Source organism: Pseudomonas sp. Pseu.R1, from assembly GCF_045764065.1.
Classification (GTDB): domain Bacteria; phylum Pseudomonadota; class Gammaproteobacteria; order Pseudomonadales; family Pseudomonadaceae; genus Aquipseudomonas.
In genome coordinates this window covers 2018921-2043957 of the sequence record NZ_JBJGEE020000001.1, presented here as the reverse complement: position 1 = coordinate 2043957, position 25037 = coordinate 2018921, and the positions used below count along the sequence as shown (strand labels likewise).

The following is a 25037-nucleotide window of genomic DNA, read 5'->3' as shown; positions in this document are numbered from 1 at the left end:
CAGATCTTACAGGTGCTCAAGCCTCTGGGGTTCCGGCGTCAGGAACCTCAGAATCTCTCTGACTATCTCGTAATGGAAGGCTCGCTGCACACTAGGTTCGGCGGTGTGTCTTGCGATGTCTACATTGATCGAGCGTTGCGCTCATTTCCCCGGATCGTGCTTAGGGAGCCTCTTCCTTCGCAATTGCTACCGATCGCGCCGCATATCGGAGCAGATGGTTTTCTCTGCTATGTAGATGAAGAGACTGTCGTCTTTGATCTTTACAAGCCTGTGAGCCAGACGATTGCCTCCTTGAAACGCGCTGCAACTGTGCTTGATCAGATTATGGCAGGGGAGCGAGTTGATGATTTGGAGGAAGAGTTCTTCGCGTTCTGGCGCGGCGATTACTGCTACACCGATTTGGCTAACCCAGATTCCGAGGATGTGGTGTTGCTTGCTCTGGGACGGGGGCAGGGATTCGCTTTGACTGACAATGTGGAACGGACTGCTGAAAAGTTTGCTCATCGATCAGGGCGGATCAAGCCTCATTTGAAATTAGCCTCGAAGGTCGTTACTCGGATTCGCCCTCGTCCGGCCATTGGTTCTTGGCCGCCAGCGACCCTGCTTCAATTGCTCGACTGGCAAACCAAGTTGGACGATTCCTGCCGGAAAAAAATCCTTGATCGAGTAGTGAGGGCCTATCGCGCTGGGCAGGATGAAGTACTCATCGTGATCGACGCGCCAGGTCAGCTCTACGGTTTTTTTGTGAGCGACCTGCAGAAGCGCAAGCGAACCTCCAATCTGGATCAGCGCATTCCTATATTTGAGGCACCTATCGAAGTGGTACAGGTGGTGAGAATGGATGACCGTTACATCGTTGAGCGAAACATCCCCGGACTCACCACGTTCGCAGGGAAAAAAATAGCTTTGGTGGGATGTGGAACCATCGGTGGATATCTTGCCGATCTATTGGTTCGAGCGGGCGCTGGTACAGGTGCTGGGGAGTTAGTGCTAGTCGACAATCAGAAACTTGCGCCTGGTAACATTGGCCGCCACCGTCTTGGGATTAACCGACTGGAAAAAAACAAAGCTGACGGGCTTCAGGCTGAGCTCAAAACAGCTATGCCTTCGGCGAATGTAAGGGCAATGAATCAGGACGCCTTCTCAGTCGTCTTTGGTGAATTCGATCTCGTTATCAATGCGACTGGCGAACAAAGCTTGGGAGGTTGGTTGGCGGGCGAGTTGGCTCACTTGCGTAGTAAGAGTGGGCAGCTGATTCCGTTACTTACTGTATGGATTGATGGAGCAGGGGAGGCTGTACGCGCTCAATTTAAAAGGCACGAGTCAGAGGGATGCTTCCGTTGTCTTTGTGACTATGAGCTAGATCAGCTGTTTTTATCCGTCGAGGGAGGCGTTCGGTCAACTCTGGCCGGGGGCGGCTGCGAGGGACGGTATGTTGCTTATCCTGCCTCGGTCTCTATTCAGGCCGCTGCACTAGGATTCGATGCTGCGCTTGCGTGGGTCAATTCGGCCTTGTGGGCGTCGCTCTCGACTCGGGTGATAAGTCAGCTATGCAGCGCCGTAAACGGTGATCTTACTATGCTGCCTAGGCCGGGATGTCCTGCATGCAGTTCATGAGTACATGGGCAGATTCTAACGGCCAGCGTCTGGTTTACCTTGCCCCGGAAGTCCTGGCTATATTTGATCGATACATTCAGGGTGAGCAAGAAGCTGAGGCAGGCGGGATTCTGCTTGGCCACGTTCGAGGAGCCCATCTCGAACTTCTTGAAGCTACTGTCCCTACTCCTAAAGATCGCAGGCTGAAATATTTCTTTGAAAGGCTCCTTCACGGCCATCGGAGCATTGCCGAGCAGCGATGGCGGGAGAGTAACGGACTGATCAGATATCTCGGAGAGTGGCACACGCACCCTGAGGATCATCCTACGCCTTCGGGATTGGACGTCACCGAGTGGCAGAAACTGGCAGCCGCGCGGCGTGATGGCAGGCCATTGCTCGCTGTCATTGTTGGCCGAAAATCTTTGCGCGTGGAATATATGCAGTCGAATGGTGTGCGGCATCAACTGCATTCAGTTTCGCTATGAGAGGTTGGGTAATTGCATTGATTTGACCAGTCATTTGCATAGTCGTTTGCGTAGGCCGTAGCCACTACCTCGCTGTCGAGGAAAGCGTTTGCGGCCCCACCGTCATGGCCCAAGCGAGCAGCATCTCGGGCTGAGTATCTTGGATATGAGCGTGACTGGGGGAAGATGCTCACTCAACGCCCCGTTGGGGCGCTTCTTTCGTAGCCTGAAAACGGAGTGGATACCGACAGTGGGGTACATGAGCGCGTCACCGCCCCAACAGGATATCGGTCAGTTCATGATGCAGCGCTACAACTGGCGTCGGCCGCATCAGTTCAACGAAGGGTTACCACCTGCGGTCGCCGAGGAAAGACTTAGCGCGGTGTCCGAGATCAGTTGACCACTAACCGTCTCGCTGCCTCCCGTAGAAGCCGGCGATTTCGACTATTTGAAAAAATACGCCCCGAAAGCCAGAAAAGTCGATATTAGAAAATGGTGGGACTTTATTCAGAATATAATCTGCAAATTTATTTTTTGGTAGCGCTACGTTCTTCCGTTCAGCTAGGTCAATGACGTTATCATCATAAATTAGCGACTGTTTACTCAAACGACAGAATAGCCGCTGCTCTCCTTTGAAGCAGCCGAGCTGATCAAACTCATCTTTGGAATACAAACGCCTGCCCTGTGTGTCGGACATATATAGCTGAGCGTCTTGGTAGAGATGCTCGATGCATATGAAGTCAGAGTCCCTGAATTCCGGAATAGGAATGATCAAGCTGAATACGTTATTTGTATGATCACGATAATTCCCGGGAGATCCTCCCATTTCCGCGATTATTGACCGCTCGTCTCGATCAAAAACACAGATAGTCAAATGCTTTTGCGGTGCCTCACTAAGGTTTTCACACAGCGCTTTAAGCACTGAACTTCCTGGCTTTCGAGTATTTCTAAAAATCAAATTGAGGTTTGTAAACTCTCCGCAAGATTTAAAAAAATTCAGTGCAGCTTCTAGGTGCTTACAGTCGGTAATGCCTTCTGTATAAACATGGATCTCGTCGGTAAGCGATCTGAGGATTTTTCGCTCATCAAGTCGGTAGGTGGGGTCTAGCGCTTGAAGCCTTTTAGCTAGCGTCAAAAAAACCGGATCATTGTATCCCTTTACATGCCCGATGTGATTGATTTTCCCTCTAACAACCCAACTCAATCTTGGAGCAGCTTCACCGTGCCGATTCCGTTTATCTACGTGCACACGCCAATACTCTTCCGCCAGTTTCAGATCATACTTTTCCCAAGCGTATAATGCTGCCCGGACGGATTTCACGTACTCTTTCGGAACATTTAACTTTCGATTGACAATTATACCAGTGGCAAGCTGCCGCTCCGCCCGACTTCGTAAAGTAGTTTTCTTGAAGTTTAGCTGAAAGCCAGCGGCGATCACTATTCCGACAATCTCATCGCTGAGCTTGACCGTCCCGTTAGCATCACGTTCAGCAATTGAAGAGGGAAATAAACTTCCGTTATTGGAAATGAACACGTCATCAGCATAACGCGTGTAGTAACACTTATTTTGCGACGCAAGCTCTTTAAGTCGAAAATCAAGCCCCTTGCATAAAATATTGCTTATCAATGGACTAGTCGGCGCCCCCTGAGTAAGTCTACCGTCCTTAGTGCAAAGCCGAGCAATTGTATCCGCTACCGGCTTCGCATAACTGAATGGTGGACGTCGCAGGAGACCAGCAACGCGAGCAGCTGAAATAGAATGAAAAAATTCCTTGAGATCGAATCTGAGTAGCCACCTTTGGTTGGCATGAACCGCAGCGTGCTCTACAATTCCCCGACCTTTTACATAGGCGTAAACACAGCTTCTCGGCTTATACTTCGGCTCAAACAATCTTATTATACTTTTCTGTAACTCCTTAAGCCCCTTTACAGGCGCTTCTATGAGCCTTTGCCCTTCAGATCGCTTGGCGATGTGAAAAGATCTGTACTTTGAATCATCATCAAGACGATAGGCATAATAGGTTAATTTTGCTACTGAAACACCCAGTAAAGCAGCCAACTCTTTATTGGAAGAAATACTAATTTCAGGCGTTTTACCGAAAGGCTGGGATGCATCCATTGCACAGACCTAGTGTCTCATTAAAAGGGGCGGGACTCAGGACTCCAACATCCGCCAAGTTCACGGCGGCGCGACGCGAAGCGTCAAAGGTAAAAGCGCTACAAGCTGAGACGTATACATCTCAGAAATGCGAGCCCTGAGCCCCGGCAGGATACTATCGATAGCTGTATTCCAGAGCAAGCTTTTCCGCCCATCATTGGCAGGATTGGACCAGCAAACGCTTAGGCAGCGGGCTGAGTTCGTGAAATCAGCTAAGCCTCCTTGAGAACACGGAGAGCAATTATTTACTGTGCGAAAAGTACTATCGTAGAAATCACCGCGATCAAGCCTGTCCCCAGGACCGCGCTAACGGATCACGGATTACCGGCTAAACGATCCAATGCTCACCGTCCGCTGATAGTCTGCCTCCAGACACATTGGTAGAATCAGGCGAGCTCAACGTAATTCTCGCCGAGACACGATATGAACCCAGATTTGACTGAAGAAGAAATGCGCCGCGCGCTTTTCGGTAGCGCTGAGCCTTCGCAGCAGGTTATCGCTGCCCCGATCTCCGAGCCGGTTCCCGAAGTAGTATTCGTAACGCCACCTGCGCCGACAGCCAAGAAAAAAGTTTCAAAGGCGTTCACCCCAAGGCTTCGCGTCACGCTCCGTGTGGGCAATGAGTTTGAAGGCAAAACGTTTGAGCTGATTCACGAAGCTGACACGCTGAGCACTTTGCAGGCGGAGCAAGAGGCTGTGAAGATGGCTAGGAAGAAATTTCGATATGTAGAGGTCGTTTCTATCAAATCAATGTAGCGGTCCCTCCCAACCTTCCCCGACGACCATCATCTGGCCTATAGCCCGCCAAGTCTCACTTCCGAACTTCAGCCAATGAAAAAAACTGCCGAAGCGGGTTCATTGCCATCAAATCCATCCAACGTCCTGTCAACAGCATTCCGAGCAATGGCAGATCATCCCAGCACGAGTCGAGCAACGAGAAGGTATCCCGAGACGTGCTGCACACCAGCTTTGTTACTGCTGAACTGTAAACTTAGGTGACGACTAACACTTCCTGACCAATCTGTCTTTCCGCCTCATTAAGCGCCGGTACGATGAATAATATGCTCTGGTCGAGAGGTTATATCCAAAAAATCACCTTCTTGTTCTCATCCAATTTGAAGCTTATTGATAAACACCCGTTATGATACGTTCCAAATATGAATTTACAAGCTCATAGCCTATTGCGTTATCAATTAGATCTAGGGGAGTGAGGTCTGCGAGGTGTCTGCAGGGGTGGCTCAGCCACTTTTCGGCTAGCTCTTGCGACCCAAATGCGAGTGTCGAATGCTCTAGAGTCTTAGCGAACTGAAAAGCGATTGCACTCTGTTGAGCGGTCAGCCGGTCTGAAGCTTGATCAGTTTGCAGGCGTTTAGCTTTGCGTGGTCGTATTTCTCTTATCTGTTGCATAACATTGGTCGATAAATAGAGCTTAGAGCACGAAATCATTCTTAGAACGCTACCTTCTTCAAAGCCGTGTTGGATCAACAGCATAAGCTCAATGTCTGTAACGGACTGAAGTGGACGGTTAATTAGGCATTCAGTAGGCGGGCAGGTCGACACACTGTTTTTGGCGTTATGGTTCATTTCTTTTCCTGTGGTATGCTTTTTCGGAAGCTTTTGTCTTCGTACTCAGGAATTAATACTATAGTGACGTTCACATTTTAATTCAAGGCTGACTAAATGTTGATGCCTGGCTGTTTGTTGAGGGTGCGGCTAGTGATTTGAATTTTTCGATAGTTATACAGAGCCGGCGTCTCTTCTTAAGTGTTAGCTATCTGTCATTCTTGGTTTTAGGCTGGTTTAACTGTCAAGAATTTTGACAAATTTTACGGTTTGACCCACATTTATACAGTAGGGTTGGGAGGGTAGCAGGGCCGGAATTTCGGCATTTTTTCCGCGCATGCGCGGGTTTTCCTAACAGTGCCTACGAGCTAGCGTGCCAGGTACCTTAAATGCAGAGATATAGCTCCACGGCTTTTTGACGACTATGATGATGCAGATGGGAGCCCAAATGTTGAGAGCCTTCAGCCTGTCCTACGAATTTCATTAATTAGGGGTGAGTATTATGAAAGGCCGCAGGAAACTCAAAACTGATAAGTGGTTATTGATTCAGCGCTACGTTACAGAGGCCAAGGCGGTGTTGGACAAACGAAAGGCTAGGCCCAGCTTGCTTGATATCGCTGCTAGGATGGGCCCCAGTCTTGAGCCTGTTGGCTGGCTTGCAGGCGGGAATGGTGGGACGTGCCTGGAGATAGATCGCAAATAGTTCTGAAATTAACCTAACTTGCTAGGTTTCTTTAGTTGGCCTGAAGTTTAGCCCTTGCGCCAGTACCTGCTGACAGCTGCTGAGGTGAGACCTAGGCGCCTTGCAGTTTCCGCTTGGCTAAGTCCTTCCGCTTTGAGGTCCAAGACCTTTTTTAGATTGGCCAAATTCGCCGGCTTCCCGCGACTACGTTTAGTCAAGTTCCCTGTTTGGTAGTGCAAGGCGAGGATGTCCATTCCTCCTTCTGCCCTGAATGACTCCAACACTTGAGCTGCCTGCTTGAGAGAGTCCTCTGGGTTCTCTCCTCGCTCAAGAGAGACGCATAGGGCAACAAGTGCGACCAGATCGAAATCGAGCGCGGTGGCGAGCAGTTGAAGCTTTTCTAGCGAGACTTTTACTTTCGCCTGCTCCAATTGGCTCACCGCTTTCTGAACGCTTACCTCCGCGAGGCCTTCTTGAGTCACACCACGCTTTGCGCGGACAGCCCTCACATTGGCGGCTACTTCTTTGGTCAGCACTGAGTCATCCTCAAAAGTGAGGATGAGGCCATATCGCCGCTATATCGATAAACGTATTAAAATACGTATAATGTAGTAATTCGTAAAAGAATCTGCTGCGGTGTCAGTTTTGGCTAATGCGATTAGAGATGTGCGTGTGTTTTTGGAACTTAGAGGATGGTTGATATGTTCAAAACAATTCGAGCGGCTGAAATGCTGGTAGGTAATCCGCTTGGGGCAGGCGAACTACAATTTTGGCCCTTCGTGGAATTTGAAACATTTCTCCCTTGGTTTCACGTTGAGACCATTGAAGACACGGGCGATGCTTTACATAAGGGTGTGATTTTGGCGGCATCAGTGGATCAGCTGAAGCAGTTTTTACAGCATGACTGTCAAACTGCCTGGATTGAAGAAGTACAGGTGATTACACCTGGAGATTTGAATGGGACGGGGTCTTGGAGGATGGAGATCTTGACGAAGCTGACCGAATTTAATGCGACCGACAGTGTTCCATCGGGACACACTTATGAAGTACACGGGGGGGCGACTTACTCTACAGCTATTACTGAGGCAATGGAGAAGACAGTTTCAAATTTAGTCTATGCCCGAAGGACTTAGGATTTAACGATAAGATGTCTAGAGGAGGGACTAGACCTCCTCTTACACTTTTGGCTTCGGTCTGAGAGCCAGCAGGCGTATTAACATCGCCATTTTCTCCCTGACCGCGACCGGGGCGGTGCGTTCAGTCTCGCTGCAGACGATGTGATGTGGAGAGGAGGCTGTCTACTAAAATTAACACCTTGCTCATGATGGATGAGCAAGGCCTCAATTTGGTGCGGTCAGTCTCAGATTTCTGAACACAGTCTCGGTTATCGTGAAAACTGAAGGGATCAAATCAATCCCAGCTCAACGCCCCACCAGTCTGATACTCAATCACCCGAGTCTCAAAGAAGTTCTTCTCTTTCTTCAAGTCCATGATTTCGCTCATCCACGGGAACGGGTTGGTGGTCCCTGGGTATTCTTCCTTCAAACCAATCTGGCTCAGACGACGGTTAGCGATGAACTTGAGGTAGTCCTCCATCATCGCGGCGTTCATGCCCAACACGCCGCGTGGCATGGTGTCGCGGGCGTATTCGATTTCCAGTTGGGTGCCTTGCAGGATCATTTGCGAGGCTTCTTCCTTCAACTCAGCATCCCACAGGTGCGGGTTTTCGATTTTGATCTGGTTGATCACGTCGATGCCGAAGTTCAGGTGCATGGATTCGTCGCGCAGGATGTATTGGAACTGTTCTGCGACGCCGGTCATTTTGTTGCGACGGCCCATGGAGAGGATCTGGGTGAAGCCGCAGTAGAAGAAGATGCCTTCCAGCACGCAGTAGTAGGCGATCAGGTTGCGCAGCAGTTCTTTGTCGGTCTCGACGGTGCCGGTGTTGAATTCCGGGTCGGAGATGGCGCGGGTGTATTTCAGGCCCCAGGCGGCCTTTTTCGCGACCGACGGGATCTCGTGGTACATGTTGAAGATCTCGCCTTCATCCATGCCCAGCGATTCGATGCAGTACTGGTAGGCGTGGGTGTGGATCGCTTCCTCGAAGGCCTGGCGCAGGATGTACTGGCGGCATTCAGGGTTGGTGATCAGGCGATACACAGCCAGCGCGAGGTTGTTGGCAACCAGCGAGTCGGCGGTGGAGAAGAAGCCCAGGTTGCGCATGACGATGCGGCGTTCGTCGTCGGTCAGGCCTTCCGGGTTTTTCCAGAGGGCGATGTCGGCGGTCATGTTGACTTCTTGCGGCATCCAGTGGTTTGCGCAGCCGTCGAGGTACTTTTGCCAGGCCCAGTCGTACTTGAAGGGTACGAGTTGGTTGAGGTCGGCGCGGCAGTTGATCATGCGCTTTTCGTCGACGGCAACGCGGGCAGCGGAGCCTTCGAGTTCGGCCAGACCTTCGGCGATGTCGAGTTTGTCCAGCGCGGCTTTGGCGCGGGCAACAGCGGCGGAGTCGTTGGCGTTGACGGCGCGTGCTTCCAGTGCGGCGGCACCACCGGCGCTGTCGAGTTTGTCCATGGCCGCTTCCGCAGCGTGGCCTGCGTTGGCGCCTTTGACGGGTTCAGTGGTGTCTTCTTTGTCGAATTCGTCCCAGCTCAGCATGACGTTGAGTCTCCTGCGTGAGGGTCAGTGCTCATGACTGACCTGGTGGATCTTGAGTGTTGGTTGCGTATCAGGCGTTGCACGCAAAGAACATGAAGTCTTGGGGATCTGTGCCCCTGATTTTGCTTTGTCTGACAGGCACTGCATGAAGAGCGCGAGTCTGAGCGAGCGGCCGCTAGGCGCCGAGTTTTTTGGACCCCGGAGCGTACGTCTGTACGTGAGGAGGCCAGAAAACTCGGCAACAACGCGGACGCCGCTCAGAATCGTGCGGCGTCCAGCGTGCTTATTGGCAAGCTTCGCAGTCTGGCTCGTCGATCGCGCAGGCCTTAGGCACTGGCGCTGGACCTGCTGCCGGGGCTGCCTCGGCTGGGCGCGGGGCGGTGATCGCCGAGTCGTCCGGGCCATGGCCGCCGCTGGAAACGGCGTTCAGCTTGCCGGTGTTGATGGTCGATTTCTCGGTGCTGGTCGCGGCCAGGGCACGGAGGTAGTAGGTGGTTTTCAGACCACGGTACCAGGCCATGCGGTAGGTCACGTCCAGTTTCTTGCCCGAGGCGCCAGCGATGTACAGGTTCAGGGACTGAGCCTGGTCGATCCACTTCTGGCGACGGCTTGCTGCGTCGACGATCCAGCGGGCTTCGACTTCGAACGCGGTGGCGTAGAGGTCTTTGAGCTCTTGCGGGATGCGCTCGATCTGTTGCACCGAACCGTCGTAGTACTTGAGGTCGTTGATCATGACCGAGTCCCACAGATCGCGGGCTTTCAGGTCGCGAACCAGGTACGGGTTGATCACGGTGAATTCGCCCGAGAGGTTCGATTTCACGTACAGGTTCTGGTAGGTCGGTTCGATCGACTGCGAGACGCCAGTGATGTTGGCGATGGTCGCGGTCGGTGCGATGGCCATGATGTTCGAGTTACGAATGCCTTTCTGAACGCGAGCACGCACTGGCGCCCAGTCCAGGGTTTCGTTCAGGTCGACGTCGATGTACTTCTGGCCACGGGCTTCGATCAGGATCTGTTGCGAATCCAGCGGCAGGATGCCCTTGGACCACAGCGAACCCTGGAACGTCTCGTAGGCGCCACGCTCATCGGCCAGGTCGCAAGAGGCCTGGATGGCGTAGTAGCTGACCGCTTCCATGGAACGGTCGGCGAACTCGACGGCAGCGTCGGAGCCGTAGGCGATATGCTGCAGGTACAGCGCGTCCTGGAAGCCCATGATGCCGAGACCGACCGGACGGTGGCGGAAGTTGGAGTTCTTCGCCTGCGGCACGGAGTAGTAGTTGATGTCGATCACGTTGTCGAGCATGCGCACGGCCACGTCGACGGTGCGTTTGAGCTTGTCGGTGTCCAGTTTGCCGTTGACGATGTGGTTCGGCAGGTTGATCGAGCCCAGGTTGCAGACCGCGATTTCATCCTTGTTGGTGTTCAGGGTGATCTCGGTGCACAGGTTCGAGCTGTGGACCACGCCGACGTGCTGCTGCGGCGAACGCAGGTTGCACGGGTCTTTGAAGGTCAGCCATGGGTGGCCGGTTTCAAACAGCATGGACAGCATTTTGCGCCACAGGTCTTTGGCCTGAATGGTCTTGAACAGCTTGATCTTGCCTGGGTACTCGGTCAGTGCTTCGTAGTACTCGTAACGCTCTTCGAAGGCCTTGCCGGTCAGGTCGTGCAGGTCCGGTACTTCGGACGGCGAGAACAGGGTCCACTTGCCGTCATCGAAGACGCGCTTCATGAACAGGTCAGGGATCCAGTTGGCGGTGTTCATGTCATGGGTACGACGACGGTCGTCACCGGTGTTCTTGCGCAGCTCGATGAACTCTTCGATGTCCATGTGCCAGGTTTCCAGGTAGGCACAGACAGCGCCTTTGCGCTTGCCACCCTGGTTAACGGCGACGGCGGTGTCGTTCACGACTTTCAGGAACGGTACGACGCCTTGGGATTTGCCGTTGGTGCCCTTGATGTAAGAGCCCAGCGCACGAACCGGGGTCCAGTCGTTACCCAGACCGCCTGCGAATTTGGACAGCATGGCGTTGTCGTGGATGGCGTGGTAGATGCCCGACAGGTCATCCGGAACGGTGGTCAGGTAGCAGCTCGACAGCTGTGGACGCAGGGTACCGGCGTTGAACAGGGTCGGGGTCGACGCCATGTAGTCGAAGGACGACAACAGGTTGTAGAACTCGATGGCGCGGTCTTCACGGGCTTTCTCTTCGATGGCCAGACCCATCGCGACGCGCATGAAGAAGATCTGTGGCAGTTCGAAACGCACGCCATCCTTGTGGATGAAGTAGCGGTCGTACAGGGTTTGCAGACCCAGGTAGGTGAACTGCTGGTCGCGCTCGTGGTTGATCGCCTTGCCCAGTTTTTCCAGGTCGAATTCGGCCAGAACAGGGTTCAGCAGTTCGAACTCGATACCTTTGGCGACGTACGCAGGCAGCGCCTTGGCATACAGGTCGGCCATTTCGTGGTGGGTGGCGCTTTCGGCGACGTTCAGGAAGCCCAGGCCTTCGGCACGCAGGGTGTCCATCAGCAGGCGTGCGGTCACGAACGAGTAGTTCGGCTCACGCTCGACGAGCGTGCGCGCGGTCATCACCAGAGCGGTGTTGACGTCTTTAAGCGCCACGCCGTCGTACAGGTTTTTCAGGGTTTCGTTCTGGATCAGCTTGGCGTCGACTTCGGCCAGCCCTTCGCACGCTTCGGTGATGATGGTGTTCAGACGACCCATGTCCAGCGGCGCCAGGCTACCGTCGTTGGCAGTGATACGGATCGACGGGTGAGCTTGAACCGGGGCTTCGCCGCCACGACCGGCACGCTCTTTGGAGCGGTCGTTACGGTAGATCACGTAGTCGCGAGCCACTTTTTGCTCGCCAGCGCGCATCAGCGCCAGTTCTACCTGATCCTGAATTTCTTCGATGTGGATGGTGCCGCCCGAGGGCATGCGACGCTTGAAGGTCGCGGTGACTTGTTCGGTCAGGCGGGCAACGGTGTCGTGGATACGCGACGACGCAGCGGCAGTGCCGCCTTCAACTGCGAGGAAAGCCTTGGTGATGGCGACGGTGATCTTGTCATCGGTGTACGCAACGACGGTGCCGTTGCGCTTGATCACGCGCAGCTGACCCGGAGCGGTCGCGGACAGGTCCTGCTGGGTCGCACCTGTCTGCGGCGCAATGGCCGGCGAGTTCTCGCGAGTTGTGTCTGTTTGCATGGGTCTCTCCACGTTCTCTATGTTTATTTGGGCACTGGTCAGTACCCACCGTTCCGTCTTGAAGCAAACGACCGACAAACGTCGGTTCGAGACTTCAAAGCGGTTGGGGAAGCTCTAAGGCACCATCCCTGGCGTTGAAGTCCGAGGCTGTGTATGAAAAGTCTTGATACTCGGTCCTGCTGCGTTGAAAACAGCCTTACCTTCTTCTCAAAACATTTCGTACAAAGCCCAAGGGCGCGGGTCGACCCGTCACCCAGATAAATCTGATGCAGAATGCTCGTTCTTTGTTGCAACACTCATACCGTTACGCGTAAATCCTGAAACGTTTGCTGGCCATCTCAATGGCAGCGGTCAGGCGGTAAAACCGGTGGTGATTCAGCCCTGTGGGCGCAAGAAAAAAGCTTGAAATGCCGCTGTCACTTGTGTTTGGTCTTTCGGCTCAAACCCTACATGTAGGGGGTGGCTCGGCGACGAGGTACAAGATTATGTGTTGGCGACACGAAATGCAACGTGTGTTCTGTGGATAACCCTGTGTGTAATGTGTGTGGGAATTGGGGAAATTGCGTGTAGGCCGCGTGGCGACTGGGATGAGCCGTCGATCGCTGTTTTTTACGGCTTTATTTAGACCAGACGGTTTTTTTGAGGGCGCGAAGGCGATCACAAAACAAGGCACTGGCAAATGGTTAGAATCGAACGTAAAGGTGCCCCCTTTCCTGACTCTGGCCGCGTAGGCCTTCTATCTAATAAGAACAACGCAGGAGCACCACGACCTTGCAACAAGAACCCTGGCAGGTGCTGATCGTCGAGGATGACCTGCGCCTTGCTGAACTGACTCGCGATTACCTTGAAAGCAACGGCCTGACAGTGAGCCTGGAAGGGGATGGTGCGCGGGCGGTGAAGCGGATTGTGGATGAGCAGCCCGATCTGGTGATTCTTGACCTCATGCTGCCAGGCGAAGACGGCCTGAGTGTCTGCCGCAACGTGCGGGGTCAGTACGGCGGCCCGATTCTGATGCTCACGGCGCGCACCGACGACAGTGATCAGATTCAGGGCCTGGACATGGGCGCCGACGATTACGTCTGCAAACCCGTACACCCGCGGGTGCTGCTGGCGCGGATTCATGCCCTGTTGCGGCGTAGCGAACCTCTGCAAGTCCCTGCTCAGGAGCCGCGCCGTCTGGTGTTCGGCCCGTTGGTGGTCGACAGCGCCTTGCGTGAGGCTTGGCTTAACGAGCGCTCCATTGAACTGACCAGTGCCGAGTTCGACCTGTTGTGGCTGCTGGTGACCAATGCCGGGCGGATTTTGTCGCGAGAAGAGATTTTCACCGCCCTGCGCGGGGTGGGGTACGACGGGCAGGATCGCTCCATCGATGTGCGTATTTCGAAAATCCGCCCCAGAATTGGCGACGATCCTGTTCATCCGCGCCTGATCAAAACGGTGCGCAACAAGGGCTACCTGTTCGTGCCGGAAGCGGCCAGGGACATGCCCCCTTTCTTGCTCAACGGTTAAAGCATGAATTCCATCTTCTTGCGCATTTACGGCGGCATGCTGGGCGTTCTGGTGCTGGTCGCGCTGCTGGGCGTCCTGACCTTGCACGTTGCCAACACCGTGCGCGGCGAGCAGTACCGGGAACAGCTCGCCCACGGCACGTTCACGTTGATGGCCGACAACCTCAAATTGATGGACAGCATCGAACGCACCCGCGCATTGGCGGTGTGGGAGCGCTTGCTGGGAATTCCGTTGTCGCTGCAAACCGCTGAGCAGGCGCATTTGGAGGGCGGCACGCGCAACCGGCTGAGCCGCGGGCAGGTCGTGGTTGAACAGACCGGTCCCCATGCCGCGCGGGTGTTTCGCGAGGTTGAGCCTGCCGTGCCTGGCAAACCCGGCAGCGCGCTGCTACTGACCGGTGAAGTGCAGCAGATCAGCGAGCAACTGGCCCGGGCGACCATGTATCTGTTGCTGGACGAACTGGTGCGCCTGCCCGTCGATGAACAGCCGATCCGCCTGGAAACCCTGCGCATCAGCAAGGGCTTCGGTTTCGATCTGCACCTGATCAAGCTGGAACAGACGGATGTCGATGACGATCAGCGCCGCCGTATCGACGAAGGCGACACGGTGATGGCATTGGGTAAGGGCGGCGATTCGATCCGCGTGCTATCGGGTGTTGGCGAGACCCCGTGGGTGCTGGAGATCGGTCCGCTGTATCAATTCAACCCCTATCCGCCGGAATTGCTGATTCTGATTACGTTTTTCGGTCTGTGCCTGATCGGCGTGGTGGTCTACCTGCTGGTGCGCCGTCTTGAGCATCGGCTGCGCGGGCTGGAAGCGGCGGCCACGCAGATCGCCCAAGGCAGTCTGGAAACCCGCGTGCCTGAAACCGGTGCCGATTCAGTGGGGCGCCTGGCCTCGGCGTTCAACGGCATGGCCGAGCATTTGCAGCGCTCGCTCACGATTCAGCGCGAACTGGTGCGCGCGGTGTCCCATGAACTACGAACGCCCGTGGCGCGCTTGCGCTTTGGGTTGGAAATGATCAGCGACGCCAGTACGCCCGAAGCGCGGCACAAGTACATGGTGGGCATGGATAATGACATTCAGGACCTCGACAAGCTGGTGGACGAGATGCTGACGTATGCGCGTCTTGAGCAGGGCTCGCCGACCCTGAACTTCCAGCGTATCGATTTGCAGGCGCTGATCGATCAAGTCATCACCGAGTTGGCACCGCTGCGGGCCAATGTGCGCGTCGGCCGTGGGCAATGCGTGGCGGTCATTGATGAGACTGAGATGTTCGCTGAAGCGTGGGTCGAAGCAGAACCTCGCTATTTGCACCGGGCATTGCAGAACCTGGTGAGCAACGCGATGCGCCATGCCGAATCCCAAGTCAGAATAGGCTTTCAGTTGGGTCAGGATCGTTGCCGAATCGATGTCGAGGATGACGGCCCTGGTGTGCCGGAAAGCGCATGGGACCGGATTTTCACGCCGTTCATGCGTCTGGACGACAGCCGCACCCGCGCCTCGGGCGGGCATGGGTTGGGCCTGTCGATCGTGCGTCGTATCGTGCACTGGCATGGTGGCCGGGCGTTGATCGGGCGTAGCGAGTTGGGCGGGGCGTGTTTCAGTCTGGCCTGGCCGCGTGAGCAACGTGACATTTAAACAGCGTTTTAACGGAGTCCGGGGTTGAATAATGACCCCTGTGGGAGCGAATTCATTCGCGAGACGGCGGTATGACCCATACATCTGCGTCGACCGAACCACCATCGCGAATGAATTCACTCCCACACGGGGATCTGCGTATGCCGGTGTATTTCGGGTTCACTTCACAATCGCCACAAGGCTCAACAACTGCCCAACCCGCACGCTGAACTGTGCATCCAGTTCCTTGCCGTCATGCCATTCCTCTGACAAGTCGATCTTCAATCGCAGGCGTGCGCGGCCGTCGTGCGACCAGTCGAGCAATTCGGCGTCTTCGAAATAGAAGCGTTTGAGCACAAGGGGGTAAAGCGCCTTGAACAGCGCTTCCTTGAGGGAAAAGGTCAGGGTGACGTGTAAGGCAATCTGGTGCTCTGGCCCGGCCGCCATACGTTGCAGCTCATCGGCGGTGAGGATTTCCCCGGCCAGTCGCGAGGCCCGCTCGCTGCTCATCAGTTGCTCGACATCCATCCCCAGTCCGCGCCAGTGTTGCTTGCTGGCCACGATGGCCGCAGCCCAGCCGGTGCTGTGGGTGATCGAGCCGCACAGGTCGCCCGGCCAGACAGGTGCCCGGTCCTCGCCGATTGGCGGCACATGCTGACGACCATCGAGCAGGCGCATGGCTTCTCGGGCGCACAGGCGCCCGGCGAGAAATTCGGTCTGCCGCTTGGCCACGGAGCGTTGAATGCTGGCGGGCGGTTCGATCAGGCAGTGCTGAAAGTCGCCTTCGGCCAGTTGGTGTGGGTCGAAGGCGCTGCTGACCAGCACCACATTGTCCAGCGCATGAGGCAGCGGCCAGTGGGCGGTGAGGGCGGCGCAGCAACGAGGGAGTGTCATCGGCTCGGTCATGGTCGGCAGGGTGCGGGTGTGGGGAGTGGGGGTCAGCGCGCGGATTTGAGTTTCATGCGCAGCATCGGATAGGGGCGCCCCAATCCGTCGACCTTCGAACGTCCAACGACCTCGAAGCCTTGCTTTTCATAGAAGCCCAGTGCCTGCGGATTTTGCTCGTTGACGTCCAGCTCGCTGACATCGAAGTGTTCGATGGCGTAGTTCAGCAGCTTTTTGCCCAAGCCCATGCCGCGGTACTCCGGGGCGATGAACAGCATCTCCAGCTTACCGGGGCTGGTACCGCCGAAACCGGTGATGTGCAGCTGGGAGTCGCGGGTGCAAAACAGGTTCACCGCATCGAGGTACTGGGTCTCCAGCAAGTTTCTGAGCAGTGTGATGTAGTTTTCCGGCAGAAAATCGTGAGTCGCGCGGACCGATGCTTCCCAGACACGAGTCAGTTCGGCGTAGTCGTGCGGTTTCGGCAGGTAGATGACCGAATGATGGGTCATGTCGCCTCTTCTCCTTTTTTATCGTGGTCCTGATATGGAGACGATAGCCGGAAAAACAAACCCCGCCGTTTGACGGGCGGGGTTGTTGAGCGGGCGATCTCGGCTGGACGCTGCCCTTGTGGGAGCCGGCTTGCTGGCGAACGCGGTATGTCAGTCCCTGAGATATTGATTGATCCACCGCTTTCGCCAGCAAGCCGGCTCCTACAGGAGAAAATTTCCCCGTCAGACCGGCTCAGCCCACAGGTCGTACTCATCGGCATCGACCACGCGACACAGGATCTTGTCGCCGGGCTTCAGATCACGATCGCTTTCAACGAACACGTTGCCGTCGATTTCCGGCGCGTCGAAGAACGAACGGCCCACGAAGCCTTGCTCGTCTACTTCGTCAATCAGGACTTCGATTTCCTTGCCGATCTTCATTTGCAGGCGTGCAGCGCTGATGGCCTGCTGGTGCGCCATGAAGCGATCCCAGCGTTCCTGTTTCACGTCATCCGGCACGACCGGCGCATCCAGCAGGTTGGCAGGGGCGCCTTCAACCGGCGAGTACTGGAAGCAACCGACGCGATCCAGTTGCGCTTCGGTCAGCCAGTCCAGCAGGTACTGGAAATCTTCTTCGGTTTCGCCGGGGAAGCCGACGATGAACGTCGAGCGAATGATCAGGTCCGGGCATTGCTCGCGCCATTTCTTGATGCGTGCCAGGGTTTTGTCTTCGAAGGCCGGGCGCTTCATCAGCTTGAGGATCTTCGGGCTGGCGTGCTGGAACGGAATGTCCAGGTACGGCAGGATCTTGCCCTCGGCCATCAACGGGATGATCTCGTCGACGTGCGGGTACGGGTAGACGTAGTGCATCCGCACCCAGACGCCCAGCGAACTCAAGGCCACACAGAGCTCCGTCATGCGGGTTTTCACCGGCTGACCGTTCCAGAATCCGGTGCGGTATTTGACGTCGACGCCATAGGCGCTGGTGTCCTGGGAGATGACCAGCAGCTCTTTGACGCCCGCCTTGACCAGACGCTGGGCTTCATCCAGCACATCGCCCACCGGACGGCTGACCAGCTTGCCGCGCATCGACGGGATGATGCAGAAGCTGCAACTGTGATTGCAGCCTTCGGAAATTTTCAAATAAGCGTAGTGACGTGGGGTCAGCTTGATGCCTTGTGGTGGTACCAGGTCGATCAGCGGGTTGTGATCGAGCTTCGGCGGCGCTGCGTCGTGCACGGCGTTGACCACTTGCTCGTACTGCTGCGGACCGGTCACGGCCAATACGCTCGGGTGCACGTCGCGAATCACGCTTTCGTCCACGCCCATGCAGCCGGTCACGATGACCTTGCCGTTTTCTGCGATGGCCTCACCGATGGTGTCCAGCGATTCAGCCTTGGCGCTGTCGATGAAGCCACAGGTGTTCACCACGACCACGTCGGCATCTTCATAGGTCGGCACGACCTGATAGCCTTCCATGCGCAGCTGAGTGAGGATGCGCTCCGAATCGACGAGCGCCTTCGGGCAACCCAGAGAAACGAAACCGACCTTGGGGGCGGCAGGCGTGGTAACGGTGGACATTGACTAACCTCGGTGTAGGTATGCCGAGGCGACTGGCCTGGGCATCGACTGGACGCTTGGGGCGCCTCTGATCAAAAAGTGCGCAATTCTAGCGATGAGCGCCGCGATTGACCAGCGTTATACCGAGAATTACGACGAGTGCTGCGCTATGCTTCGCGGCGTTGAACCCGGCGGCCCTTGTCGGCCGGGTTCATCGGAATTAACCGGTAAGTGGCAGGTCCATCGGACAGCCGCCTATCGCGTGCTCGAGTCATGGTTTCAGGAGTGGTAAATGGGTCACGCAACGAGTCAGGCAGAGACCGGGCATTCTTCAGTCAAACCCTTGAGTTTGCTGGTGGGGGCGGTGGGGGTCGCGTATGGCGACATCGGCACCAGCCCGTTGTACACGATCAAAGAAGTCTTTGTGGGCGGCTACGGCGTACAGGCCGGGCATGACGCGGTGCTGGGGATCCTGTCACTGATTTTCTGGGCGCTGGTCTGGGTCGTGTCGTTCAAATACATGGCGTTGGTGCTGCGTGCCGACAACGACGGCGAGGGCGGCATCATGGCCCTGACGGCGCTGGCGCGTCGCGCGTCGGCGAAGTTTCCGAAGTTGCAGGCGGCGATGATCGTCTTCGGTCTGTTCGGTGCCGCGCTGTTCTATGGCGACAGCATGATCACTCCGGCCATTTCGGTGCTTTCAGCCGTTGAGGGCATGGAGCTGGCGTTTGACGGCCTGGATCACTGGGTCGTGCCGATTGCCTTGATCGTGCTGGTGGCGCTGTTTCTGATTCAGCGCCACGGCACAGCGCGTATTGGCGTGATGTTCGGGCCGATCATGGTGCTGTGGTTCGTCACCCTGGGTGTACTAGGCATTCATGGCATCATTCAGCAGCCTGAGGTGCTGCACGCGGTCAACCCGGTCTGGGCGGTGCGTTTCTTCATCGATCATCCGGGGATTGGCGTTGCTGTGCTGGGCGCGGTGGTGCTGGCGTTGACCGGTGCCGAAGCGCTGTACGCCGACATGGGCCACTTTGGCCGCAAGCCGATTTCCCGCGCCTGGTTCGGACTGGTACTGCCTGCGCTGGTGCTCAACTATTTCGGCCAGGGCGCGTTGGTGATCGAAGACCCCGAGGCCGTGCGCAACCCGTTCTACCTGCTCGCGCCAGGCTGGGCGCTGCTGCCACTGATCGGTCTGTCCACGCTGGCGACCATTATTGCGTCCCAAGCGGTGATTTCCGGCGCGTTCTCCATGACGTTGCAGGCGATTCAACTGGGCTACATCCCGCGCATGTACATCCAGCACACCTCCAGTGACGCTCAGGGCCAGATTTACATCGGCGCGGTGAACTGGTCGCTGATGGTCGGTGTGATCCTGCTGGTGCTGGGCTTTGAATCCTCCGGCGCGCTGGCCTCGGCTTATGGCGTGGCGGTGACCGGGACCATGCTTTGCACCACGATTCTGGTGGCATCGGTCATGTTGCTGGGCTGGAAGTGGCCACCCATCGTCGCGGTGCCCATTCTGCTGGGCTGCCTGTTCGTCGACGGCCTGTTTTTTGCTGCCAACGTGCCGAAAGTGGTGCAGGGCGGGGCCTTCCCGTTCCTGGCGGGTATCGCGTTGTTCATCCTGATGACCACCTGGAAGCGCGGCAAGCAGTTGCTGGTGGAGCGCATCGACGAGGGCGGCTTGCCGCTGCCGATTTTCATCAGCAGCATTCGCGTGCAGCCGCCACATCGGGTGCAGGGCACGGCGGTGTTTCTGACGGCCCGCCCCGACGCCGTGCCTCACGCACTGTTGCACAACATGCTGCACAACCAGGTGCTGCATGAGCAGGTGGTGTTGTTGACCGTGGTCTACGAGGATACCCCGCGTGTCCCGACGGCGCAGCGTTTCGAGGTCGAGTCTTATGGCGAAGGCTTTTTCCGGGTGATTCTGCACTTCGGCTTCATCGACGAACCGGACGTTCCGGCGGCGCTCAAACTCTGCCATCTGCCTGATCTGGATTTCAGCCCGATGCGCACGACCTACTTCCTGAGCCGTGAAACCGTGGTTTCCACCAAACTGGCCGGGATGGCTCGCTGGCGCGAAGGGCTGTTCGCCTTCATGTTGAAGAACGCCAACGGCAACCTGCGCTTCTTCAAGCTGCCATACAACCGGGTGATCGAGTTGGGGACGCAGGTGGAGATGTAAACCGTGAGCGATGCTCTGCGCTTTTGATTCTGGCCGTAGGCCGTAGGAGCGCAGCTTGCTTGCGATCGGCGACCGTAGTCGTCGTAAACCATGCTGCACCGAGACACCAGAAACGTATCCACCGAACTTACTGCTGTTTCGCAGCAGATCGTCAGCAAGCTGGACTCCTGCGCTCTCTGGGCAGAAACGGTCAGCCATAAAAAATCCCCGCAGTCTCACGAGTGCGGGGATTTTTTATGGCTGACCGTTAATCAGCGCTGGCCGACTCCGGCGCTTCTTTGCCTTTCCACTTATCGATGACCGCGATCAGGCGTTTGGCCAATGCGGGGTAGTCTTCGTCGAAGTGGTGACCGCCTGGCAATTGTTGCTTCTGGCCTGGGGCGGTGGCTTCGGTGCAGCCGCTTTCGTCCTTCTCTTCCACACCGTACACGCAGAACACCTTGTCACCCGGCAGTTTGGCCATTTCCGGGCCGGTGGCGGCTTCTTTGCCGGACGCGCCCAGCCAGCCCTCGACAGCGATCTCGAAGCTGCCGCTGCGGGCGAAGGCGAGGAGGATGATGCCGTCGACGCGGGCCTTGTCTTCTTCCGGCAGGCGGTTGTAGACCGCAGGCAAAACGTCGGCACCGAAGGAATAACCGGCCAGCACGAAGTGCTTGGCACCCCATTTCTGACGGTAGTGGGCCATCAGCTCGCTCAGGTCGGTGGCAGTCTGCTCGGGGGATTTGTGCTCCCAGTAGTAGCGCAGGGTGTCGATACCGACCACCGGGTAGCCACCGGATTTCGCCATGTCACCTGCCACGTCCTTGTCCAGATCGCGCCAGCCGCCATCACCCGAGAGGAACAGGGTCACAGTGTCCGAAGGCTGGCTCGACGGGACTTCCACCACCGGAATGTTCAGACCGCCGTTGGCGTCGTCAGCGATCAGCAGGTGACGGACTTCGGTGTTGAGGATCTGCGGGTATTTGATGTCGTAATCGCTGATCTTGGTTTCGGCGTTGGGCGTGTCACGCACAAATACCGCGGTGTCATCGTCCGGACCATCGTTCCAGGCCACGGTCCATTTGCCATGGGCGGCGGCTTTCGGCGCAGGAACCTTGCAGTCCGGCTGATTGAGCACGAAGTTCACCGAAATGGCCTGAGCCTTGTCGTTGTTTTGACCTGCAAGCCAGTCCCAGGCCACCGAACCGCCTGCGCTGATGCCAGCAACGACATCGGGTGTGCCATCGAGTTTCTGCAAGGCCGCGTTGAAGGTCTTCTCTTGCAGTTGGCAGTCGTCTTTGGGCAAGACAACCTGAATGACTTGAGCCGACGCGTCGTAGCTCAGCGCCAGAACCTGCTTCTCGGTCAGCGAGTCTTCGGAGGTGACGGCAAGGGCGACGCGGGTCTTGACCTTGGTCGATGGGGTGGCGCGGATCAGCGCCGAACCATCGTCCAGGGGCATGCGTTCAAGTGTCGGTTGTGCGGCAGGTCGGTTCCACAGCCAGAAACCCAGTGCCACCACCAGAATTACCAGGGCTGCGAGCAAAAAGCGCCAGTAGCGTTGAATCATCAGCGTTTCACCAATCCAGTCAGGCCGCCTGCGATCAGGGCGGCGGTATCTGCCAGTGCCACCAACGGATCGAGTCCGGCGGGCACGGCCATATAACGGGGTTCCCAGTCAGGCTGGAATTTGTCCTTGAAACGACGCAATCCCTGAAAGTTGTAAAGCTGCTCGCCGCGGGTGAACACCATCGAGCCCAGACGCTGAGTCAGCGGTGCGCCGCGCCGAGGTTGCAGGCCCGACAACGGCACCATGCCCAGGCTGAAACGGCTGTAGCCTTCCTTTTTGTAATGCAGAATCAGGCCGACCATCATGAATTCCATAGTCAGCTTCGGCGCGTCCGGGTGCGAACGCATCAGGTCCAGGCTGGCGATGTCGTTGCGCGAGGTCTCCAGCAAATTGGAAAACGCGACCGGTTTGCCCTCGAAGTGAACGATGGCAATGCGAAAATGCTTGAGGTAATCCAGGCTGAAACGGCCCAGAGAGAAACCTTTCTCGCGCACGTTCTTGCCGGTCAGCCAGGCGTCGGAAATCACCTTCAACTCGTCCATGGGGGCTTGGCCGACATCGTAGATTTCCAGTGACAGACCGTCGCGACCACCCCGGTTCCAGGTGTAGCGCAGGTCCTTCATTTCCTTGCCTTTGGCGTCGATGTCGAAGGTGTTCAGGTTCACCCGCGCTTCTTCGCCCAGTTTGATCGCCGTCAGGCCAATGTCCATGTAGAACGGCAGGTTCTCTGCACGTACCTGATAGAACACAGGGCGTGCGTGGTGCACGTCGCACAGGTCACGGAATTGCCAGATCAGTTCGGCGCGTTGCTGGGTCGGGCCGATCGGGTCGTACAGCGCCACCAGGCTGCGGCCGCGATGGGCGTACATCAGGAAAGCGTTGCCGTCCGGGTGCATCAGCACCGCTTTATCGCCGGTCAGCACCAGGCCACCATCCGGCTGGTTCGAGGCCTTGATGATTTCAGCAGCTTTGGCCAGTTGCTCTTCATTCGGCAGATCGATTTGCGGACGTGCCGTGCGCAGCAGCCAGGTCAAGGAGACGATCACCAGCAGCACCGCGCTGCCCAGCGCAGAGCGCAGGCCGCGAGGAGCGTCGGCGTCCAGTGTGAACTGCCACCAGAGCTGATGGCTGTAGGGGACGTCCTGATAAGCGAACAGCAGCAACCAGAACGACGCCCCCAGTACGCAGATGCTGGCCACCAGATACAGCGGCGAAAACGGTAGTTCAAACAGGCGGCTCGGGCGATAGAACGAGCGACGGAAGATCGCCAGCAGGCAGGCCGTGAGCAGCAGCAGGCTGGCCTCTTCCCAGTCGAAGCCTTTGAGAATCGACAGGATCGAGCCAACAAACAGCAGGATGGTGGTCAGCATCCATGCCGCTGACAGACGACGGCGCAGACCCTGAGCCAGCAACAGGCAGAGCACACCGATCAGGCTGGCACCGAAGTGCGACGCGTCGATCAGGCGATGGGGAATCAGGAAACCAAGGCTTTCCAGGCGGGTGTCGATTTCCGGTGTCGCGCCGGAAAACAGCAGCACGACGCCGGACAGGAACACCAGCAACGCCAGAATCGGCGCGCCCAGGCCTGAAGCGACGCGAATCGCCTGACGGGCAAACAGCAGGCGTTTGGCTTCACTGAACAGCAGCACCAGACACGCGATCAGCAGAGGCAGCAGCACGTAGATCAGGCGATACAGCAACAGCGCAGCGGCCAGTGGAGCAGCACCCAATTCATCGGCAAAGGCGGTCAGCAGGATCGCTTCGAAGACCCCGACGCCGCCCGGCACGTGGCTGAGCACGCCCGCAGCCAGGGCCAGCAAATACACCAGCAGAAACGCGCCGAAGGGCGGGGCGGATGGCAGCAACAGATAAAGCACCGCTGCGGCGGCCGCGACGTCCAGTGCCGTGATCACCAGTTGCATGAGCGTCAGGCGCAGGCCCGGCAGGCGCAACGTGCGGCGTCCAGCGCGGACCAACAGGTTGTGCGCAATGGTCTGCTCAGGCAGCCGACGACGGTAGACCGCTACGCCAATGATCAAGCTGAAAGCCAGCACGGCCACGGCGATGGTCGCCAGTACCGCAACCGGCAAATGCAGCGCGAGAGAGGCCGAAGGCAGATCGCTCAAGGTTGCGAGAGCGGCCAGTGGTGGCAGTGCGCATCCCAGAGAGAGGCTGGCGAACAGGGTCATATGAGCGACTTCGCCCGCCCCCAGGCCCAGCCGCGAATACAGGCGATAACGCACGGAGCCGCCTGACAGCATCGACAAGCCGACCGCGTTGCCGATCGCGAAGGCACAGAATCCGCCCATGACCAGCGATTTGGCAGGCAGGTCGACGTTGGCGTATTTGCTCGCGGACCATTCATAGCCCAGCAGGATGGTGAAGCCGATGACCGTTGCCAGCACTGCGCCACCCAGCGAGGGCAGCGGTACGCTCAGCAGCGAGTCTTGCAGCGCGTAAATGTCGAGTTCGGTCAGCATGTGCCGACAGGCAATCAGCGCAAGGGCGAACAGCAGAATGGTGACTGCCACCCCGATGGGCTGACGGTATTTGCTCACCAGCTCGCGTGCGCGCAGTCGGGCAGGGGGAGCCGGAGGCATCTCTGGAACTGCTTCGTTTGTGTCGGATGGGTTGGCGCGCATCAATCACTCCTTGGATCGTGCGCGACAGGATGGGGGTATACAGCCAAGTTACCAATCCCTACGCAAAAAATAATTCAGGATGTTAGCGCTTCAACGTCTAACGGGCGAATACGGCGATACGTTCCGTGACCATAGAGTCTAGGTTCAGATGCTCGGCAGTGTATCGACCACGGACACAAAAACTATCGCGCCCGGCAACATACGGTAACAACCAACTCAAGGCCACATGGTTTCGGCAAAGAAATGTGACAAGTGTTTCACCCTGCTGTTCGG

The 25037-nt window shown here is 56.8% G+C and carries 17 protein-coding genes and 1 pseudogene; 8 read left to right on the top strand and 10 right to left on the bottom strand.

From position 1 onward, the window contains the following. Window positions 1–12: 12 nt before the first annotated feature. From ACI5GA_RS09510 to ACI5GA_RS09500, 3 genes and pseudogenes are all read left to right on the top strand, one after another. A complete protein-coding gene (locus ACI5GA_RS09510; protein ID WP_421422634.1) occupies window positions 13–1617 on the top strand; it encodes a ThiF family adenylyltransferase in 1605 nt (534 codons plus the stop codon). Further along, complete coding sequence (locus ACI5GA_RS09505) at window positions 1605–2081, top strand: Mov34/MPN/PAD-1 family protein (RefSeq protein ID WP_421422633.1); 477 nt, start codon at window positions 1605–1607, stop codon at window positions 2079–2081. The genes ACI5GA_RS09510 and ACI5GA_RS09505 overlap by 13 nt, the downstream gene beginning before the upstream one ends. Window positions 2082–2241: 160 nt before the next feature. Further along, a pseudogene (locus ACI5GA_RS09500) lies at window positions 2242–2460 on the top strand (IS3 family transposase); the annotation flags it as partial. Between the two features lie 3 nt (window positions 2461–2463). On the opposite strand, the gene ACI5GA_RS09495 reads toward ACI5GA_RS09500, so the two are convergent. Then, a complete protein-coding gene (locus tag ACI5GA_RS09495) occupies window positions 2464–4179 on the bottom strand; it encodes a reverse transcriptase domain-containing protein (protein ID WP_421422632.1) in 1716 nt (571 codons plus the stop codon). Window positions 4180–4641: 462 nt separating this feature from the next. Here ACI5GA_RS09495 and ACI5GA_RS09490 point away from each other — a divergent pair, with 462 nt between their 5' ends. Beyond that, window positions 4642–4974: a hypothetical protein gene (locus ACI5GA_RS09490; RefSeq protein ID WP_421422631.1), complete on the top strand. Its 333-nt coding sequence runs from the start codon at window positions 4642–4644 to the stop codon at window positions 4972–4974. Between the two features lie 366 nt (window positions 4975–5340). Here the strand turns inward: ACI5GA_RS09490 and ACI5GA_RS09485 are convergent, their stop codons facing one another. Both ACI5GA_RS09485 and ACI5GA_RS09480 read right to left on the bottom strand, forming a co-directional pair. Then, window positions 5341–5625, bottom strand: coding sequence for an antitoxin Xre/MbcA/ParS toxin-binding domain-containing protein (locus ACI5GA_RS09485; RefSeq protein ID WP_421425461.1), 285 nt, complete (start codon window positions 5623–5625; stop codon window positions 5341–5343). Between the two features lie 906 nt (window positions 5626–6531). Next, window positions 6532–6999, bottom strand: coding sequence for a helix-turn-helix domain-containing protein (locus ACI5GA_RS09480; RefSeq protein WP_421422630.1), 468 nt, complete (start codon window positions 6997–6999; stop codon window positions 6532–6534). 165 nt (window positions 7000–7164) lie between these two features. On the opposite strand from ACI5GA_RS09480, the gene ACI5GA_RS09475 reads away from it, so the two are divergent. Further along, window positions 7165–7596, top strand: a complete 432-nt coding sequence (locus ACI5GA_RS09475) for a hypothetical protein (RefSeq protein ID WP_421422629.1) — start codon at window positions 7165–7167, stop codon at window positions 7594–7596. 277 nt (window positions 7597–7873) lie between these two features. Here ACI5GA_RS09475 and ACI5GA_RS09470 read toward each other — a convergent pair whose 3' ends face one another. Further along, window positions 7874–9121 (bottom strand): ribonucleotide-diphosphate reductase subunit beta, encoded by a 1248-nt coding sequence (locus tag ACI5GA_RS09470; protein ID WP_421422628.1) that lies wholly within the window; start codon window positions 9119–9121, stop codon window positions 7874–7876. Window positions 9122–9404: 283 nt separating this feature from the next. Then, complete coding sequence (locus ACI5GA_RS09465; RefSeq protein WP_421422627.1) at window positions 9405–12320, bottom strand: ribonucleoside-diphosphate reductase subunit alpha; 2916 nt, start codon at window positions 12318–12320, stop codon at window positions 9405–9407. Window positions 12321–13091: 771 nt separating this feature from the next. On the opposite strand from ACI5GA_RS09465, the gene ACI5GA_RS09460 reads away from it, so the two are divergent. Together ACI5GA_RS09460 and ACI5GA_RS09455 are read left to right on the top strand one after the other, a co-directional pair. Further along, complete coding sequence (locus tag ACI5GA_RS09460) at window positions 13092–13829, top strand: response regulator (protein WP_404639140.1); 738 nt, start codon at window positions 13092–13094, stop codon at window positions 13827–13829. A gap of 3 nt (window positions 13830–13832) precedes the next feature. Further along, window positions 13833–15470 (top strand): ATP-binding protein, encoded by a 1638-nt coding sequence (locus ACI5GA_RS09455; protein WP_404639138.1) that lies wholly within the window; start codon window positions 13833–13835, stop codon window positions 15468–15470. 159 nt (window positions 15471–15629) lie between these two features. On the opposite strand, the gene ACI5GA_RS09450 is transcribed toward ACI5GA_RS09455, so the two are convergent. The 3 genes from ACI5GA_RS09450 to rimO all read right to left on the bottom strand — a co-directional run bounded on the left by ACI5GA_RS09450 (window position 15630) and on the right by rimO (window position 18403). Further along, entirely contained in the window at window positions 15630–16355 is a 726-nt protein-coding gene (locus ACI5GA_RS09450) for a 4'-phosphopantetheinyl transferase family protein (protein ID WP_421422626.1), read from the bottom strand. Between the two features lie 32 nt (window positions 16356–16387). After that, window positions 16388–16843 (bottom strand): GNAT family N-acetyltransferase, encoded by a 456-nt coding sequence (locus tag ACI5GA_RS09445; RefSeq protein ID WP_421422625.1) that lies wholly within the window; start codon window positions 16841–16843, stop codon window positions 16388–16390. 222 nt (window positions 16844–17065) lie between these two features. Further along, entirely contained in the window at window positions 17066–18403 is a 1338-nt protein-coding gene (rimO, locus tag ACI5GA_RS09440; RefSeq protein WP_404639132.1) for a 30S ribosomal protein S12 methylthiotransferase RimO, read from the bottom strand. 271 nt (window positions 18404–18674) lie between these two features. Between rimO and ACI5GA_RS09435 the strand changes: the two genes are divergently transcribed. After that, window positions 18675–20573 (top strand): potassium transporter Kup, encoded by a 1899-nt coding sequence (locus ACI5GA_RS09435; protein ID WP_404639130.1) that lies wholly within the window; start codon window positions 18675–18677, stop codon window positions 20571–20573. 247 nt (window positions 20574–20820) lie between these two features. Here ACI5GA_RS09435 and ACI5GA_RS09430 read toward each other — a convergent pair whose 3' ends face one another. Together ACI5GA_RS09430 and mprF are read right to left on the bottom strand one after the other, a co-directional pair. After that, window positions 20821–22122, bottom strand: a complete 1302-nt coding sequence (locus ACI5GA_RS09430) for an AcvB/VirJ family lysyl-phosphatidylglycerol hydrolase (protein WP_421422624.1) — start codon at window positions 22120–22122, stop codon at window positions 20821–20823. After that, window positions 22122–24764 (bottom strand): bifunctional lysylphosphatidylglycerol flippase/synthetase MprF, encoded by a 2643-nt coding sequence (gene mprF / locus ACI5GA_RS09425; protein ID WP_404639126.1) that lies wholly within the window; start codon window positions 24762–24764, stop codon window positions 22122–22124. Before mprF ends, ACI5GA_RS09430 begins: the two co-directional genes overlap by 1 nt. Between the last annotated feature and the right edge of the window lie 273 nt (window positions 24765–25037).